The 19402-nt window shown below is 47.2% G+C and carries 10 protein-coding genes and 2 pseudogenes; 2 read left to right on the plus strand and 10 right to left on the minus strand.

Annotation, left to right across the window (positions count from 1 at the left end):
- Positions 1-72: 72 nt before the first annotated feature.
- From kdgT to KAI36_RS18460, 5 genes are all read right to left on the minus strand, one after another.
- Positions 73-1074 (minus strand): 2-keto-3-deoxygluconate transporter, encoded by a 1002-nt coding sequence (kdgT, locus tag KAI36_RS18440; protein ID WP_134904232.1) that lies wholly within the window; start codon positions 1072-1074, stop codon positions 73-75.
- 48 nt (positions 1075-1122) lie between these two features.
- Positions 1123-2130, minus strand: coding sequence for a tripartite tricarboxylate transporter substrate binding protein (locus KAI36_RS18445; RefSeq protein WP_023989574.1), 1008 nt, complete (start codon positions 2128-2130; stop codon positions 1123-1125).
- Between the two features lie 129 nt (positions 2131-2259).
- Complete coding sequence (locus KAI36_RS18450) at positions 2260-4701, minus strand: AraC family transcriptional regulator (protein WP_220025664.1); 2442 nt, start codon at positions 4699-4701, stop codon at positions 2260-2262.
- A 206-nt stretch (positions 4702-4907) separates the two neighbouring features.
- Entirely contained in the window at positions 4908-6572 is a 1665-nt protein-coding gene (locus KAI36_RS18455; protein WP_220025665.1) for a methyl-accepting chemotaxis protein, read from the minus strand.
- Positions 6573-6599: 27 nt separating this feature from the next.
- Positions 6600-7604 carry a BMP family lipoprotein gene (locus tag KAI36_RS18460; RefSeq protein ID WP_220025666.1) on the minus strand — a complete coding sequence of 335 codons (1005 nt, stop codon included), beginning with the start codon at positions 7602-7604 and terminating at the stop codon, positions 6600-6602.
- 285 nt (positions 7605-7889) lie between these two features.
- Here KAI36_RS18460 and KAI36_RS18465 point away from each other — a divergent pair.
- Positions 7890-11065: pseudogene (locus tag KAI36_RS18465) on the plus strand (bifunctional cytochrome P450/NADPH--P450 reductase).
- Between the two features lie 95 nt (positions 11066-11160).
- Here the strand turns inward: KAI36_RS18465 and KAI36_RS18470 are convergent.
- From KAI36_RS18470 to KAI36_RS18490, 5 genes and pseudogenes are all read right to left on the minus strand, one after another.
- The gene (locus KAI36_RS18470; protein ID WP_220025667.1) at positions 11161-11748 is read right to left on the minus strand and encodes a restriction endonuclease; all 588 of its coding nucleotides are present in this window, start codon (positions 11746-11748) and stop codon (positions 11161-11163) included.
- A gap of 175 nt (positions 11749-11923) precedes the next feature.
- Positions 11924-13333: an aspartate ammonia-lyase gene (aspA, locus tag KAI36_RS18475; RefSeq protein WP_013311251.1), complete on the minus strand. Its 1410-nt coding sequence runs from the start codon at positions 13331-13333 to the stop codon at positions 11924-11926.
- 199 nt (positions 13334-13532) lie between these two features.
- A complete protein-coding gene (locus KAI36_RS18480; protein ID WP_220025668.1) occupies positions 13533-14063 on the minus strand; it encodes a GNAT family N-acetyltransferase in 531 nt (176 codons plus the stop codon).
- Positions 14064-14172: 109 nt separating this feature from the next.
- Positions 14173-14574: pseudogene (locus KAI36_RS18485) on the minus strand (VOC family protein).
- 110 nt (positions 14575-14684) lie between these two features.
- Positions 14685-18065 (minus strand): S-layer homology domain-containing protein, encoded by a 3381-nt coding sequence (locus KAI36_RS18490; RefSeq protein WP_220025669.1) that lies wholly within the window; start codon positions 18063-18065, stop codon positions 14685-14687.
- A 182-nt stretch (positions 18066-18247) separates the two neighbouring features.
- Between KAI36_RS18490 and KAI36_RS18495 the strand changes: the two genes are divergently transcribed.
- Complete coding sequence (locus KAI36_RS18495; protein ID WP_220025670.1) at positions 18248-19402, plus strand: aminotransferase A; 1155 nt, start codon at positions 18248-18250, stop codon at positions 19400-19402.

Raw genomic sequence — 19402 nt, forward strand, 5'->3', positions numbered from 1 at the left:
GAAGGTATAACTGCAAAAGCATTTCCCGGGTAATGGAAAGGTCCATAAGTTGAGAGCATCATCATCCAAACTTTATTTAGGTACATTCGCCCCTGGATTTACAGGCCCTGCTCCTTGGGATTTCCCCTTACGCTTCATATAATTGGCCCAGTATGCCGTCAGAATAGGTACCAAAATCGAGGTCACAATGACCGAAGCAGCAACTAAGGCCGTTGCAGATTGCGCAACAGGCAGGAACTCAGGCTTGATATTGGCGACAATGACTGGATTGGCTACTGCTGCTCCTGCTGTACTAGAGGCTGCAATTCCTGCTGTACCGTTGCCACCACCGATATATTTGTCCGCCAAAATCAGTGGAATACCTGTAATGATAATGACAAAAATACCCAATAAAATACCAAGCATACCTGTCTGGACAATGACACTCAGGTCAATGGAACAACCAAGTGCAAAACCGAAAAATGGAATCAAAGCTTGCGTTGCGTTCCCAAAATATTTTCGGAAATCATGATCCAGATTGCCCAACATAAAGCCGACCAAAAATGGTAATACCGCCCCCACAAATGTCTGCGGTTCAAAAACGGCCAGCCCAGTGCTACCCAAAATAATCATGGTCACCAACGGACCCGATTCCAGTGACATCAGTACAAATGCTCCTGCCTCTTCCTTGGAGCCATACTGCTGCATAATGGAGGCGTATAACCCGCCGTTCGTCATATCCATAGCCGAGATCAGCGCCAGCACCGACAAACCTGCAAATAGTCCACTTTCTACACCACCAACAGGCAGCAATCTGGATGCAATGATCGCCACTACCCATGCAACCGCGATTTTAGTCAATACGAGCGTTCCTGATTTACGCAATACAGTACCCGTCGCTCGCACATCTATAGAAGCACCCATACAAAAAAACCACACTGCTAAAATGGGTACCGTACCTGTCATCAGCCCCTTGGTAAAAGATCCAAAATAGTCGCCTGCCCATGGAGTAAATGTATGAAAAAGTGCGCCAATAAACAGCGGCACCAGCATAATGCCCCCTGGAATTTTATCAATGTTTTGTTTGATTTTCATTACTTCGTTCAACCCTTTCGTTTTTGCCAATGCAAAAACAAGGCCGTATTACTTGCGGCTCAAGCCGAGCTCGGGAATCAGTCTTGCGAAGGTATCATGACTCTCCTTCAGTTGCTGCGCGAATGCCTCTGCATCCTGTACACGCAATCCCAACCCATGCTTACGCATTTCCTCCCTGAATTCCTCGTCTTTCGTCCCCTTGATCAGTGCATCCGTCAGCGTTTGAGCAACTTCATCCGGTGTATCCTTGGGTACAGCCAGCCCTCTCCAAGTACCAATAAAATGTACACGCAGCCCAGTGGCTTGCTGTAGTGTCGGCACTTTTGGAAACGCTTCCGAAATAGTGTCTGCCTGGATCGCCAGTATGCGAAGTTTCCCTTCGTCCACGTATTTCTTCACTTCTGCAGGACTGACGGGTACAGCATCCACAAATCCGCTCATTAAAGCGGAGACGGCTGGGCCTGCTCCCTCATAAGGGATATGGGTAAAGCGGACTCCGCTTTTCTGCTCCAGCATCGCGGCAGCAAGGTGCCATATGCTCCCTGTGCCTGCATTCCCCATTTTGAGCTTGCCGGGATGGGCCCCAGCATCCTCCAGAAATGCCTCCGCTGTCTTCCATGGTGCATCCGCCCGGACCGTAATGGCGGAAGGGTCCATATTGGTTTGAAGCAGCGGCTTAAATCGCTCATAGGTGAGCGGTAGCAGTCCCAAATGAGGCAACGTAGTCAGCTCAGCGACCAGATACGTTACGGTATAACCGTCCGCCTGCGCCTCAGCCCCTTCCATCAGCCCGACAGAACCGCCTCCTCCCGTTCGATTAACGACGATTATCGGCTGACCGAGATGCTTTTCGGCGGCTTTCGCCAACGCTCTCGCGGTAATATCTGTACCGCCTCCGGCCGCATAAGGAACGACGAGTGTTATTGGCTTCGTAGGAAATATACGGCTGTGATCCTGCAGGGTGCGGTGATCCACATATTCACTGATACTCAAGGCAGAAAGCATAGCTACTCCTGCCGCAACCAGCACATATTTTTGCCATGGCTTTTTCTTCATTACGTTTCCTCTTCTCCAAAAATGAACTGGGCCCGTCATGCGCCCGTTTTCACCTCCAACGTTTTCGGTCTTGTTGTTTGCGTTTACATGAAGTCAATGTACCGCAACGTGGAGGGCTACAGCTATCGCTTAATCTTCGTATTTATCTTCTATTTCGCCAAAGTATCGACCTTTTGACCGATCTGCATATTCATTGGAAGATTTGCTGATTTGTCTGAATTTCCCTGGGGTCACTTGTTTGTGCTTGCGGAATACCCGAATAAAGCTGTTCTCATTTCGGTATCCGACCTGTTCTGCAATTTCACCGATTTTCAAATGGGTTTCACATAGTAATGTGCATGCCTTTTTTACGCGTAATCCAGTCAAATAATCATAAACGGTGGTCCCCGTTTCTTCCTTGAACATGCTGCTCACCGAGGACACGCTCATGTGAACATGATCCGCAATTTCCTGAAGCCCGATGTTCAAATGCAAGTGATGTTCCATATACTCGATCATCTCTTGTACACGCACAAAATCTTTGGACTGAATGCGGCCGTGCCATTTTTCTTCAATATCAGTCAACATAATGACCAGCAATACCTCAATGTCTTGAAGGTCTAGTGTCAGAATCTGATTCCAGTGGTAATCAGCAAGCTGATCCGGCGGCGTCACACTCTGAGTGGTACACCATTTTAGCAAATCTTCCAGCAATTCATGAACAAACAAGTAAACCTGGGCTGGGGATGTTCTGTGGAGTCGAAGTTCTTCTACCCAGTGGCTGATTAGCTTTACACTTGCACCAGGTTCCTGTGACTCCATGGCACGAATCATTTCCACACGCCGATTGTCCAGCAATGTTGAATCCTGAATCTGCTCCTTTGACTGTTCATCCACTGTGTTATCCTTTTTCACACTTATGCTGCTGTCTATATTCGTATATGAACGTCCATACCCCTCATACAAACGCAAATTAAGGGCCTCTTTTCCTTTTATAAAAGACGCCCGTGCCTCTTGAATATCCGTGACCATGTGACCAATCCCTATAGAAATAGTCAAAGGAAGATACTCACCGACAACCTGAATCAGCCTATCCACACTTTTCTGAAGCAAAATGCTCTCTTGGAGGTCAGTCTCTGTACCAACTTCATTCGAACTCTCACTGAACTGTAACAGCACAATAAAACCACTTTCCTCCTCCGGCGAGCATACTGCTTTCCAGTGAGGTTCGAGCATCTCTAGCAAAATATTGTTCAGCGCATACTTGAGCAGCATTTTATCTTCTTCTGGAAAGCTTGCAGCCCACGCAGAATACCGGTCAATGGACACGATCATGACAAACAAAGAATGGCCGTCCCAATCGGAAAAATACTGTTCCCATTTCATACGCATTTCCTGTATGCCCATTCTACGCTGGATGACATCTTCCATATATTTGGAACGCAGCTCCGGCAAGCTTCGCTCAACCACCAATGATTTGCGGTGAAACTCTCCAACAAGTTTGCTAATCACAGGTTCCAGGTCATACAATCCTCCTTGGCGCATTCCCTTATTGCCCGAATTCAACAGGCTATTAATTTTTTTCAAGGGGCGAAAAGCTGCATAATTGTAATAGTAAACTGCTGAGCACCCAGCCAGTATGGAGATAAAGGCAAGCCACAGCATCATATTGCGCGCCAGCTTTACATTTTTCAGCAGCTTGTCCATCGGAACGAGCGATACTAGACGCCATCCCGTTACATCAGAAAAGGTTTGGTTCGCCATATATTCCATGTCCCCTATCTCCACATAAGCATAGGGGCTCACATCCAGTTCTTTCAAAATCCTGCCCATATCATTTAAGGGTAAGGACGATCTCAGCTTGGGATAGATCAACTCGCCGTCCAGATCATACACGTATTGCGAGTTGGATAAATGAATATATAGTTTGGAAAAAAAACGATCGTAATCCAGATTGATTAGCACCGCACCCATGACCCGACCATTCTCTACTATGGGCCTGGCCAGCGAAAGCAACTCTACCGTCCCCTGCTCACGATCGGTGCCGTACCATCTCCGCTTAATCAACAACGGCTTTTTTTGAATGTCCTGAATCCAGGGAACCCATGTGGTATCCGGTGCCTGCTTCCAATCAGGCATGTAACCATAATTGCTGGATACGAGAGCATGATTGTCCAAAGAAATAACTTCAACCGAATAAATTTCTTCGTGCGAAGAAAGGGTTTTCAAGTATTTCTGAAGCCGATCTATGACGGAGGCGTTGTCTGACAGAGATTTTCCATCCGTTTGGACACGTACAAAAGCCTCTACGTCCGGATGATATGCTGCATCCAGCGCCTTGTTATCAGACTCACGAAAAGCCCGATTGGTCACATCCAGATTGATTTGCAATAATTCTATATTGGGTGTGTTCAGCTCGGTATCCAAACCTTCACGGTATCCTGAATACGATAGCAAGCCGATCACGCTAATCACGAGCGACACGCACAGAGTGAGCAATAGAATCAGTCTTGTCTGTTTATTTTTCAGTATCAATCGAAGCTTAAGTCGCAACATTCCCGTAACTTCATCCTTCCAGACTTCGTTGTCCATCTTCCTCTTACTAATATATCTGGTGCCATATTCTCCCTAATCTATTTGACACAAGAGTCGGAATTCCCTGCCTATGTAAATCAAACTTAATAGAAGTCACATCATTAAAATAAAAAAGAAGAAGTCTCCCTGTATAAGATAGAACTTCTTCTTTGGCACTGCTTATATTCATTATTCAGCAAAAACAGATACTCGCTTCACAGGTGTTAGCTTGTCTTTTCCACCTGAAAACGATCTAGCTCCCGCTGCATCTCCTCGCGAATCTGACGAAGCTCTTTTACCTTCTCAGCCGATTCCTCAAAGGAACGCTTCTGCTCCACCGTGGATGCGGTAATCTCTTCGCTGCCTGCGGCGGACTGCTGAGTGATTGCACTAATATTTTCGATAGCTTGCTGCACCTGTACGCTCAGTTCTCGCGATACCTTCATGTCCGTTGACAGCTTGTTGACTTGGCCAGCAATTTGCTGCACTTTGCCACTAATCTCTGTGAACGATTCTCCGGTGGAGGAGGTTGCCTTCTCCTGCTCACGGAACAGCTCCTGACTTTGCGCCACAGAAGTCTTCACCTTATCCATAGCCTGCGTAATACCTTCGACAGCGGTATAAATTTTCTTTACAGCAGACTCTGATTGATTCGCCAGCTTTTTCACTTCATTGGCAACAACAGCAAAGCCTTTTCCCGCTTCACCCGCACGTGCAGCCTCAATAGAAGCATTCAAGGACAACAGCGACGTCTGGCTGGCAATTTCGGATACGTAGCCCGTCATGGTTGTAATCTCGGCTGCATTGGCCTCCAACTCCTTGACTGTCTGCTCCACTTCGGACATGGCTGAACGATTTTCTGCAACGATGCGCAGTTGATCGCTCATGACCCGCGTCCCCTGCTCAATGACACGCAAAGCATCCTCACTATACGCGGTCGATTGTGTGGTCTCCAGCAGATTAGATTCAAACTTGTGCTGCATCTCGTCCACAACGCCAACCGTCGACGACAGATCCTCAGCAATTTTCTGACTGCCTATCGCCAGTTCCTCTGTTGACGTGCTAACTTGTGTCACAATTTCCTTCATGGCCTCATTATGCTGATCAATATCCCGAGCCATCAGATCGACACGATTACCCGCCTGATCAATGGAGAGTACAATGTTACGCAAGTTCCCGATCATGACCCGGAAAGATTCATTAAGCTCGTCCAGCTCATCGCGTCCCTTCGTTTGGGCGAGCTGCACTGTCAAATTCCCCTCGGCAATTTGCTTCGCAGCATCCGTTAACTTGCGTGTTCTAAGGGCAAGTTGCCTGGAGGTATATGTATTATATAACCCAACCGCCACCAGAAGTATAACTGCACCTGCCAAGGCCAATTGCCAAGTAAAACGAATGCTCTTGGTCAAATCTTCTGTGTATTGGTCATAACGTGCCTTGGTCAGCAGATCCAGCATAAATACATCGTTCTGAATCCCTTGGGCACGCATGGCCTCCCGCTTGGACTCTGGGCTGTTTTGGGTACTCATTGCTTTCTCCGTTGCTACTTTCAATTGGCTGAATTTTGTTTTAATCGTATTCAGTCGCTTTTGCTGCTCTGTGGTCTGCATCATGCCCTGTGAAAGCAAAGTAATCGTTTTTTCAGACTGAGTCAGCTGATTTTGCACATCGGCTTTGTTGCTCTCCGTCATGGAAGTAGAATAATTTTGTAGCGCCTGCCCCGACTGAATCAAATAGGCATTGAGCTGCTGTACATTCAACATAGCCGGAACAAGATTACTGTTTTGCGAGTTAATACGAATTAATTCAAAAATGATATAAGCCACTAAAGCCAGGCAAGCGATCAGGGAAATCATCGCGTTCAGCACCAGTTTACCTTGCAGTTTCATCAACATTCATCCTCCGTTTGCGAAAATTTATTGGGTGGGTACAGTAAGTGTGCCGGACTTGACTTGTTCCATTAAATCATCCAACAACTTTTGCTGATCCGGATTCAGTGTCACAACACGAATAGGCGCCAAACCTACGCCATCTTTCGCAAGACCGAATACCATGTCCTTCTCCGTAAATTTTCTTTGATGATCTGCAAAGCCTTTGACTGCTGCATAAATTGCAATATCTACATTTTTAATCATCGAGGTCACTACCGCTTTTTCCGCAATGAAAAACTGGTCGCTATCGACCCCGATGGCGAATTTTTGCTGCTTCTGTGCTTCTTGTAGCGCACCCACGCCCGTAAGGCCTGCGGCTGCATAGATGACGTCAATCTGATCCTTATTGATCATGTCATCTGCAATTTGCGTACCCAGTTCTGGCTTTCCAAAATCGCCTGCATACGTAGCGGTGACTTTGGCATCAGGCTTGACTGAGTGAACCCCTGCGCTATATCCAATTTCAAACTTTTTCAGCAAAGGAGATTCCACACCTCCGAGAAAGCCCACCTGTTCGGTGCGACTCGTCAACCCTGCAATGACTCCGGCCATAAAACTGCCTTCTTCTTCTTTAAAGGTAATAGAAGCCACATTCGGTAAATTTGATTTTTCATCCACGATTAAAAATTTACGGTCTGGATATTTTTTGGCGATGGCTTCCAGACTGTCCTTCACCATGTAACCTAATCCAACGATTAAATCAGCTTTTTCTTGAGCAAGCTGCTCAAAAGCCGCATCATACGTCTTGGTCTCAGTTATTTCCCGGTATTCAAAAACAATCTTCCCCTCATCCCGTGCCTTAACCAAACCTCGAAAAGCCGCATCGCTGTAAGATTGGTCACCCAGACCAATATCTGACAGTACGATTCCCACCTTAATGGGCTGAGCCTTGGTTTGTGCTGCCGATTGCCCACATGCACTTAGCAATAATGCAAAGATTGTGACAATGGGAATCCACCTAAAATTTAATAATATAGCTCGCTTTTTCATGACATATCACCTCAGCATAATTTGGAAATCCCCAACATCTTTATATCGGTTATAAAAGCATATTTTTTCATAAGAGTTTCTGTAAATTCATTGTAAATAGAACATGATAAATAGGATTATTTTTTCTCTATATGTAAAAAATGTAGATTTTCGCACTGCTTTTATTATACGAACTGTCCAAATTCATTTATTTTCGTTTATATCGGAAGAATAAAGTGTAATTTGGAAAACATAGGCACTCTGAAACCATCACTCTATTTCAATCCGAAAGGAGCAACATTTAATATGACTTCGACAGATTTAATTCCGCAGCCCAAAACTTATGGTCCCTTAGGTAATCTGCCCTTGATCGATACACATGCCCCTGTCCAGTCTCTGGTTAAGCTTTCTTATGAGTACGGTCCAATTTTTCGCATGGATCTGCCTGAAGGAACGAACATTTATATTTCCGGTCATAGGCTGGTCGCAGATGCTTGTGATGAATCCCGTTTCGACAAACAAGTGTGGGCTCCGTTACAAAAAGTACGAGCTTTTGCAGGAGACGGACTATTCACAAGCTGGACTGAGGAACCGAACTGGCGCAAGGCCCACCAAATTTTGCTGCCAAGCTTCAGTCAGAGGGCTATGAAGGGTTATCACAATATGATGCTTGATCTTGCTGTTCAGCTGATACAGAAATGGTCTCGGCTTAATCCCGATGAAAGTGTAGAGGTACCGGAAGATATGACCCGGCTGACTTTGGATACCATCGGATTATGCGGCTTTAATTATCGTTTTAACAGCTTCTACCGCGATCAGCCCCATCCGTTCGTGACCAGTATGACACGCGCACTAGATGAAGCGATGGGTCAGCTGCAACGCCTCAATCTGCAAAACAAGCTGATGTTATCGAAGAAAAAGCAGTTTAAACACGATATCGAAACGATGTTTTCTCTGGTAGACAGCATTATTCAAGAACGCAAAACCCTTGGCAACCAAGGAGAAGAGGATTTACTGGCACGTATGCTGGAAGGCAAAGATCCAGAAACTGGTGAAACGCTGGATGATGAAAATATCCGCTATCAGATCATCACTTTTCTCATCGCCGGTCATGAAACGACCAGTGGGCTTTTATCCTTTGCCATTTACTATTTGCTTAAAAATCCGCGAACGCTAACCAAGGCCTATGAAGAAGTGGATCGCGTGCTCAGCGGTTCGCTGCCTTCCTATACTCAGGTTCGTGAACTCAAGTACATAAAGATGATACTGAATGAAGCTCTGCGACTATGGCCGACAGCGCCCGCCTTCTCTCTCTTTGCCAAAGAAGATACGCTGCTCGACGGAACCTACCCACTTAAAAAAGGTGACAGCGTCAATGTACTCATCCCAAAACTGCACCGTGATACCGAAGCTTGGGGCGAAGATGTTGAGGAATTTCGACCGGAACGCTTCGAGGACCCATCCGCCATTCCGCAAGATGCCTACAAACCGTTTGGCAACGGTCAACGCGCCTGTATTGGACAGCAGTTTGCCTTACAGGAGGCCACTCTTGTGCTGGGTATGGTATTGAAACATTTTGAGCTGATTGATCATACTCATTATGAGTTGAAAGTCAAAGAAACGCTCACACTCAAGCCGGAGGGCTTCACCATTCAAGTACGCCCGCGCAGCACCCAGACTGCCGTCATGCTGCCAGGTGCCGCTCAAGAACTTCATCAACAAGAGGAACAAAAGGTTGCACCCCCCCATGCCGAAAAGCATGATACTTCTTTGCTGTCTTTGTACGGCTCGAATCTGGGTACAGCTGAGGGACTTGCAGGTGAACTAGCCGATTTAGGTCGAAATTGGGGTTTCAACAGTAGCATAGCAACTCTGAATGATCGTGTGGACAATTTGCCTAAAGAAGGCGTGGTACTTATTACGACCGCATCTTATAACGGGCATCCGCCGGATAATGCTGATGCCTTTGTAAAATGGTTGGGGCAGGCAGGCGAAGGGCAACTGGCAGGCGTAAGGTATGCTGTATTCGGCTGCGGCGACCGCAATTGGGCCAGCACGTATCAGCGTATTCCAAGGCTGATCGACGAGCTGATGTCTGCCAAAGGGGCGAAGCGACTGTATGACCGGGGTGAGGGCGATGCCAGCGGTGACTTCGAGAAGGATTGGGAAGCCTGGAACCACGGCTTATGGCCGGATTTGTTGAATGCTTTCAGGTAGAGCACAATGATACAGAACCGCAGGACAGCAACAGCCTGAGCATAGAGTTCGTCAGCGCCATACTCAGTACACCTCTTGCAGACAACTACGGAGCAGTTACCGCCGTCGTTACAGCGAATCGTGAGCTGCTTGCTGCTGAAAGTGAACGCAGTACACGACATCTGCAGCTCAAATTACCAACCGGATTGTCCTATCGCGAAGGTGACCACCTTGGTGTGTTACCGCGTAATCCTGCTTCGCTGGTCAAAAGGGTGATGCAACGCTTTAAATTACAGGAACAGGACTACATCGTATTGAGAGGCAGTGACCGGGATGCGGCGCATCTCCCCTTAGATCGGCCTGTCAGCATAGGAGATTTGCTCACTCTCAGTGTGGAACTGCAAGAACCGGCAACGAGAGCCCAGCTACGGCAACTGGCATCCTTTACAGTGTGTCCACCGCACAAGAAAGAAATCGAAGCTTTGCTGGAGGATACCTCCTTCGAGCAAGAGATACGGCAGAAGCGCATCACGATGCTGGATATTCTGGAGAAGTATCCAGCCTGCGAGCTGCCATTTGAAAACTTTATCTCGCTGTTACCACCACTAAAGCCTAGGTACTACTCCATCTCAAGCTCTCCGCTTGAATCGGATAATTCGGCGAGTATAACAGTGGGCGTCGTGCGTGGACCCGCCCGTAGCGGACAAGGTGAATACCTAGGAATTGCCTCCAATTATTTGGCGCAGCTCCAACCAGATGATCCAATTGTCATTTTTGTGCGTAAGCCTCAGTCGGGCTTCCGTTTGCCGGAAGATCCAGCCGTGCCTGTCATCATGATCGGTCCGGGTACTGGAGTAGCACCATTCCGCGGATTCCTCCAGACACGCCATGTACTTAAGGAGAGAGGAGAACAGCTCGGCGAGGCTCATCTATATTATGGCTGCCGTAATCCAAAGCTCGACTATCTGTACAAGCAAGAGCTGCAAGCCTGGGAGCAGGAGGGAATCGTTACGCTTCATACAGCCTTTTCACGTCTGCCCGGTCAATCCAAAAGATACGTACAGCATGTCATGAAGGAAGATGCGGACACTCTTATTCACTTGCTTGATGAAGGAGCGCATCTGTATGTATGCGGTGATGGTAGCCGTATGGCTCCCGATGTAGAAAACACCCTTTGTGCTGCTTACGCGGAAGCACACCATACCAGTGACGAAGAAGCACAGCAATGGTTGGATCGTCTCCAACAGGAAAAACGCTATGCCAAGGATGTCTGGACAGGCATCTAATGATAACAGTATAAGAGCAAGCATCATGTTAAAAAATAAAAGGGACTGTTACTGGGCTTCGATCTCGTCGCCAGTATTTTCAGTCCCTTTGATGATTATCTTTCACTCCATTTGGAAGCAATCACTTCGGTTTTACTTTCTATGAGATCCATGACTTCCTCGCGGCGTTTCGTCTTGAATAAATCAATCATGTCGATCAAGTCGTTGCGGTCTAATAATTTAACCCCGTTGACAGCAGCAAGTGTTTTACAGGATTCCGTATAACGGCCGGAGGTAATAACGATAGACTTGTCGGCCGCATAATAACGCATAGAGGTATAAATCTCCTGCACTGCTCCCAAGCCTACCGGATGTTGTACCCCATAACGTTTGGCCTGTATGACAACTCTGACGCCTTCACGGTCTGTAAAAACCAGATCCGCTCCAAAATCCCGGCTACTGGTTGTTTTATAGATGTCCTTATAACCAAGCGCGGATAATAACCGCTGCAAATAAAGCTCAAATTCCGAGCCATCCTCCATACGATCTATATCCTGAATTCCAATTTTGCGTGGGTCCAGATCACGTAAAATCCGATTTCTGCGACTACGTATCAGTCCTCTGATGATGAGCGCAAACAACACTAAAAGTACAATGAGTCCTATTCCTAATTCCTTGTATGCCAATAATTTCTCTAGCAACATCCAACTCTCCCTTTTCTACCATAAGCGTAGCCATATCATCCTTGACAGGGAACCCCCCTATGCACGCTGGCTCCCGTATTACATCTCTCTTTAGCACATAACAATAGCCCCGCCAGATTCGACGGGGCTATCTTCGTCTTGCCTCAAAGCTGTTTAAACTCCATACTCTGCACCATTACTCGCGATTCAGCAAAGATTCTCCAGCAATACCAGGCTGAGTCATTTGGTACGGGTCCAATATAATGTCCAGCTCCTCCTCGGTCAGTACATTGTACAGCAAGCACAACTCACGCACCGATTTCCCAGTCGTAATTGCTTCGCGAGCAATGCGTGATACCACCTCATATCCAAGATGCGGATTAAGCGCTGTAATAATGCCTACACTGTTCTCTACATATTCACGACAACGCTCCACATTCGCTTCAATTCCTTCCACACAATGAATGCGGAAGACGTGGAAGCCCTGCTTCATAATTTCCAGCGATTGCAGCAGATTGTAGACCAGTACAGGCTCCATCACATTCAGCTCGAGCTGACCAGCCTCAGAAGCCAAGCAGATTGTATGATCATTACCAATGACTTGGAAAGCAATTTGGTTAATAACCTCACACATCACCGGATTTACCTTGCCCGGCATAATGGATGACCCTGGCTGACGAGCAGGCAGACTCAGTTCTCCCAGACCTGCACGAGGTCCGGAAGCCATTAACCGGATGTCATTTGCCACCTTAGACATATTCATCATACAAATTTTCAAGGCAGCAGACACTTCAGTATAAGCATCCGTATTTTGTGTAGCATCTACAAGATTTTCGTCAGCTTCCACAGGGAAGCCACTGACTTCTGCCAGTACCTCTGCGACACGCTGAATATAACGACGGTCTGCGTTCAGGCCAGTACCCACCGCAGTTGCACCCATATTAATCGTTAGCAGGTGCTGCTTGGTCGCACGGACGCGTCCGATATCACGACCCAGCACACGCGCATAAGCCTGAAACTCCTGCCCTAATCGGATGGGCACTGCATCCTGCAAGTGAGTCCGGCCCATTTTAATCACACTATCAAACTCATTTGCCTTCCGGGAAAATGCTTCCTGAAGCTCACTCATGGTGGCTAACAGCTTATCAATCATACTTAATACAGCCAAGTGTACGGCAGTAGGAAAAGCATCGTTCGTCGATTGCGCCATATTAACATGATTATTAGGACTGATCTCCTGATAATCTCCGCGTTGCTTGCCAATCAGCTCCAACGCGCGGTTCGCAATCACTTCATTTGTATTCATATTAATGGACGTGCCTGCGCCGCCCTGAATCGGATCGACGATGAAATGATCATGCAACTGTCCTTGTATAATCTCATCAGCAGCCTGAATAATGGCCTCTGCTTTGGGGCGATGTAAACGGGTTAGTTCCATATTTACCGTCGCTGCTCCCTTTTTCACGATCGCCATGGCTTTAATCAACTCAGGGTGCAGTCTTTGGCCTGTAATTGGAAAATTTTCTTTTGCTCTCAGCGTTTGCACACCGTAATAGGCATCTGATGGCACTTCCTTGGTACCTAAAAAATCATGCTCCAACCTCATATTCTCTGATTCCTCCGCTGTGTTTGCTACGTTCTTCAATTCAGTACAGCCAAATTGACATAAAAAGACCTTTTCTGATCCCCTCTTTATTATACGTTTCTATTCCCGAGCTTTTCCAGTCGAATAAACGCGGAAAAAGCTATGTAATCCTCGGACAAGTTATGATTACCCGTATATACCACACTTATTCGGTAAATGCTCAGCTATGACTAGAATACAGATTTAATGGCTTATAATAATATCGAGTGGCGTGAAGCTGACCATCAGCTGATTGAGCATAACCCGGAATAACACCAGCTTCTACGAACCCGATCGACTCGTATAGTCCATTGGAGGGGTCACCCACCCGTGTATCGAGCACCAGTAACGTTCTATCCTGACTTAGTGCCTCTTCTTCCGCTACCTTCATTAACTGTCGTGCGATCCCCAGTCTGCGTCCGGACGGATGCACCATAAGCTTTGCAATTTCCGCACGATGAATAGCGTTAGCTTTTTGAGCCAAATGAAGCTGTACCGTCCCTACAGGTACTCCGTCCTTCTCAGCAATCCACAGAACTACACCGTCCTCAAGTACATTGTTCCAATAAGTTGCTGCTTCCTGATAACCTAATGGGGGTAAGAAACCTATAGATGCACCGTCTGCAACCACGTCGATTAACAGTCGACTCAGTGAATCTGCCAGGGCTTCGCTCAGAGCTTGAACAGGGTAGACTCTCATTTCGTTAGACATTGTGATTCCTCCCGATGAGTTCGATAACATACAATAAAGAAAGCAAACTATCTTTTGAGGATAGCTTACTTTCCATAATACTTCGTTTACTTCATCATTCTTATTTCCATTACTGCTCTGCCATATAAAAGAACTCCCACAGATGACCATCCAAATCCTGAAAGCTCCATCCATACATAAAACCATGATCTTGAGGTTCGTTCGAGGGCTTGCCGCCCGCTTCCAAAGCCTTGTGGACGATCTCGTCTACCTTTTCTCGGCTCTCTACCGATAAGGCAACAATCGCTTCTGTACTTTTTGTGGCATCTGAAATTTCTTTAGTCGTGAACGCTTTAAAACGTTCTTCAACCAATAACATGACAAAAATATGCTCACTAACAACCATACAGGTTGCATGTTCATCAGTGAACTGAGCGCTGAATTAAAATCCGATGGTAGTGAAAAAATCAATGGACTGTCGCAGGTTTTTAACTGGCAAATTCACAAAAATTTGTTTAGCTGTTACTCCCACGACATTTCACCTCTTCATTCGTAATTCATTCTACTTTATCATACTACCTCAAAAGATAACTTAACTATCGTATAAAGTCAATCAATCTGACATTTGTATAGTAAAGTCTCCTATTCCCAATGTAGCTTATCCAGTGTGCGTGATAATACAACCGCTGCTTCTGCCCTCGTCACGGATGTAGCCGGGCCAAAATGGCCTTTCTCGTCTCCCTTCATAATACCTAGTCCAGACAAAGTCTTCACAGCCGGAGCTGCCCATGTAGAGATCTCCTGCGCATCCGATAATGACACGGATTTACTTCCTGTTGCTTCTTCTGTAGTTGCTTCTTCTGTGTTCCCAGCGAAGCGCAAGGCTCTCTCTATGATCACAGCCAGTTCCTCCCTCGATACCGGTGTATTAGGACGGAAGCTTCCGTCAGCATAGCCGTTGATCAGCCCGGCTGTTGCTGCGGTACGTACGGAATCCGCATACCACGATTCGGTTTGAACGTCGTCAAAGCTCGTCAGCGTGCGATCTGTATGCTCCAGTCCAAGCACCCGAACCAGCATCGCTGCCAGTTCAGAGCGTCGCACCTGGCCTTCAGGCTCAAAATGCACGTTCGCTAAGTCCCTTTCACGAGTCGAACTAGCTGTAGACGCTATTGAATGGGTCCCCGTCACAAGTAGGCGAGTTGCCAACCGTGTAATGTCTTGCTGCGCCCAATGGCCGGATATATCCATGAACGATCTGACTTCACCAGAAGCCCCGCCATCAAGCACAGCGTAAGTCCCTCCCGAACGTCCATACACGGTTATTTCCTCACTCGTAGCGTGAAAAGGAACGGGGGTATATGATAGCTGTCCGGCTTGGTTAGTCGATACCTTCACTACAGCAAGCTGGTCTGCATCGCCCGTTCCAGGAACACGTAACAGATAACGTTCATACCCACTACCAGAGTCTCCGTTTCCTGCCAAAAGCTGTTTCCGTCCATCCTCGTTTCTCAGCTCAGCGGCGATATCCAAAGCCTGTAACAGTTTGCGCCCTGTCGGAACATCCAAGTGTTTAGCCAGTTCTTCGTTCGAAGTGATGGAAAAATTCAAGGAAATTTGTTTTACAGATACCTGCCAGGTATCAGCCAGTTTCTGAAGAGACAAACGACTTGTTGCTACTTCATATCCACCTTGTGGCGTTTCCACTCGAAGGGTACGAATACGGCCGTTCAAGGCGGCTCCCAAAGCTTCTCCGCTTAAAAGAATCTCATACGTCCTCGCTTCTACTTGCTCCCCTGCACGGATCACAAGCGTACCCTTCACGCCATTTTGAATGGCCTTTTGTATTTCAGCAGCCGTTACTTGAGCAACTGCCTTTTTCAGTCCGTTTTGCTCCACTCCGGTCATTACAGACTTAACTTGCACCACATTTGTACCAGACAGGCTGCTTCCATTGGGTTCACTACTGGCAGTCTGACCCTGCCCATTTACTGTTCCATTCACGTTACCGCTACTGCCATTTCCAGTGTTACCGTTTCCCTCGTTATCCTGCTGATCCTCATCATCATCGTCATTTCGGCCACTCCCACCCTCTGTCGGTGGTTCTTCCGTTTTGCGCGGCAAATCTATCTGCGCAACCAACGGATCATGATCGCTTACCCGCCCGTCTGCCGCACTAAAGTCCGCATTCATATGAACGATATCCAGCACGGATGTTTTGCTCAGTGACGGGCTGACCAGCATATGATCCAATGTTTGCGAGTTACCTTCATAAACATAGGAGTACCGTTCCTTTTCATCCAAATTGTCAATCAGATTGGTCAATTCCTGCCCCCGTAGCAAAGCCAGCGTTTCAGAAAATTGAAAATCATTCAGGTCACCGAGCACCACCATATTGGCCTTAGGGTTCACTTGCAGTACCGACTTTACAAAGCCATTCACAATCGTTGCAATCTTCGCACGCTGTATTTCGCTGCTTCGCACAGGCGGCTGAATTCCTCCAAATGGCGCTTGATCGCCCCCTTTGGAATTAAAATGGTTAGCGACCACAATCACCTGCTGGCCTTCAAACTCAAATTCAGCGGCCAACGGCTTGCGCGAGTCTTCAAATGACACATTCAGGGGATCAATCCGACCCGGGTTGAGAGAGAGTCCCTGCACTCCATAAGTGACAGACGTAACTGAATCCCCCTTGGGCTTGTCGGTCAGCGTAACACGTTGCGGATTGTACAAGAAGCCAACACGGATATTGCCACCGGGGGCACCGCCATCCTTATTATTTTCAGGGGCAATATCTGTAAAAGCGTATTTCGGGCCTCCATGAGCACGAATCGCCTCTATGAGCACGCGGAAGCTTTCGGAAGCGTCTGTGGTGCCATCATCCTTCTCACCGTTATTATCCTGCACTTCCAGCAATCCTATGATATCCGGATGATTCAAATTTACGGCGATAGCCTGCCCCAGCTGATCAATACGTTTTCCATCACCGGGATCGAAGTTTTCCACATTAAAAGATGCTACTGTCAGCTTACGATCATCGCGTATCAAACGCGTATTGGCTGGCTGGAGGCCGCCAGGTACAACATCCGGCAGACGCTCTGGCAGCAGCTTATAATTGCTAAAGCTATAGCTCACCACACCTGTGATAGGACCCGCAAAACGATCGCCTGTCTTCAACGGTGTCGAAGGCTTCGCATCAATCAGAATCCGTTGCGGGTTCAGACTTCTTTCTGTCAGCATGAGTCCGCCTGCCTCCGTTACAACCTCACCTGTGTTTGGACCGTTATCAATTCGGACTGGAATTTCATAGCCATAAGGACCAATCACAGTGGCATCCTTCAACTCTACACGCATGCCTTCTAGGCTTTCGAAAAAGTCCAAGCCATCCTCCTGTGGATCAAACACCGTCATTCCGTCATTATCCACAACAGATGTCGGCATCACACGTCCCTGTTCACCTAGCAAAATTGGAGCTGGCAATGGACGGTCATTGGCAATTACCTTAACCGAAGAAGCCACAATTTCTGTGGTCGTCAAGTCGATTGGCTTACTTGCATATGTTCTTTCCGTGTATTCCTTCACCGAACCGCTAACCCTCACCTCATCCCCTACCTGTGCACCGTGACTAGGCTTGTACACTAAAATGGCCTCGGATGTTTTTTCATCCTGATCCACTTGATCATCCAACTCTTGGATATAGAAGCTGCTCCCCTTCACCATCGTGACAACGCCTTCAATATCCGCTACTTTTTGTCCTTCATATGGAGAACGGTGTGCTGCCCCCTGTACATCGTGGATGCGAAGCTTTTTAGGAAAATAGACATCTGCATATACACTTGCCCCTACAGTTACGGGTGAAGGTTGCACCTCTTTTCCTGCAAAAGATGCAGGCTCTGCCGAAGCTTTTCCACTGGACAACCCTACCGGCCCTCCAGCTGAAAGCACCAGTATGGCACTGAGCCATGTGATCCCGAACCTTTTTAATTTCGTGGATAATATTTTTACTATGTATTCTTGTTTCATCAGAAGATACTCCTCTCTCCATTTTTACTATGATTCCGCTTACAAATATATTCATCTTTTAAGATACCATAAATTAGTCAATTTAGTACCTTAATTATGTAAATGAATTTTTCTTGCCGTAGCATATTCAGATCAAATTATTGTAAACTTGTTCTAATACAGAAAAAGGTGGCACATACGCTATGGAGCATTTGCTTAACGATCAGGTTAAAAACATTCAAATCAGCGGCATCCGCAAAATCGCCAACAAAGTTGCCGCATTACCCGGAACCCTGTCATTAACGATCGGACAGCCGGATTTCCCTACCCCTGCGCATATTATGGAAGCTGCCCATCGGGCGATTAACGAAGGACGCACCTCCTACACACCTAATCCGGGACTGCCGGAATTACGAGAAGCCGCAGCGACGTTTGTAGCTCGTAAATACGGCCTGAATTACCGTGGACAGGATGAGGTTATCGTAACGAACGGAGCCAGTGAAGCGCTGGATATTACCTTACGCACGATTTTGTCACCCGGCGATGAAGTCATTCTGCCAGTGCCGATCTACCCAGGGTACGAGCCATTGATCCGTTTGTCAGGCGGCATTCCTGTGTTTGCCGATACCCGCAGTAGCGGCTTCAAGCTCACGGCCGAGGTGCTGGAGCCTTATCTGACCGAACGGACAAAAGCAGTCATTCTCGGATATCCTTCGAATCCAACCGGACGAGTGATGAGCCGTGAAGAGCTGGAAGCGGTCGCGGATTTACTGAAGGAGCGTGATCTGTTTATCATTTCGGATGAAATATACAGTGAACTGATTTACGATACCCCCCACGTGTCCATTGCAACTCTGCCAGGTATGCGTGAGCGCACCATCGTCATCAACGGTCTGTCCAAATCACATTCCATGACGGGATGGCGCATTGGTTTTACACTTGCACCCGCTGAAATTACACAGCACATGGTCAAAGTCCATCAATACAACGTAACCTGTGCCAGCTCGATTAGCCAATATGCTGCCCTGGAAGCCTTGACTGTTGGTGTCGATGATGCACTCCCGATGCGTGAGGAATACCGCAAGCGTCGTGATTATGTACATGGAAGGCTGACAGACATGGGTATCCCGCTGGAGAAACCCGAGGGAGCCTTTTACCTTTTCCCTTCCATCGCGCATTTTGGATTAAGCTCTATGGATTTTACCTTGAAGCTGCTGGAAGAGCATGGAGTGGCTGTCGTACCTGGAGATGCCTTTTCTTCCTATGGCGAAGGATACATTCGCTTGTCCTATGCTTACGGGCAGGATGTGCTGGAGCAAGGGTTGGATAAAATAGAGAAGTTTGTTAGAGGGTTATAG

The organism is Paenibacillus sp. S02 (genome assembly GCF_019454065.1).
In the GTDB taxonomy this organism is placed as follows: Bacteria; Bacillota; Bacilli; order Paenibacillales; family Paenibacillaceae; genus Paenibacillus; species Paenibacillus polymyxa_B.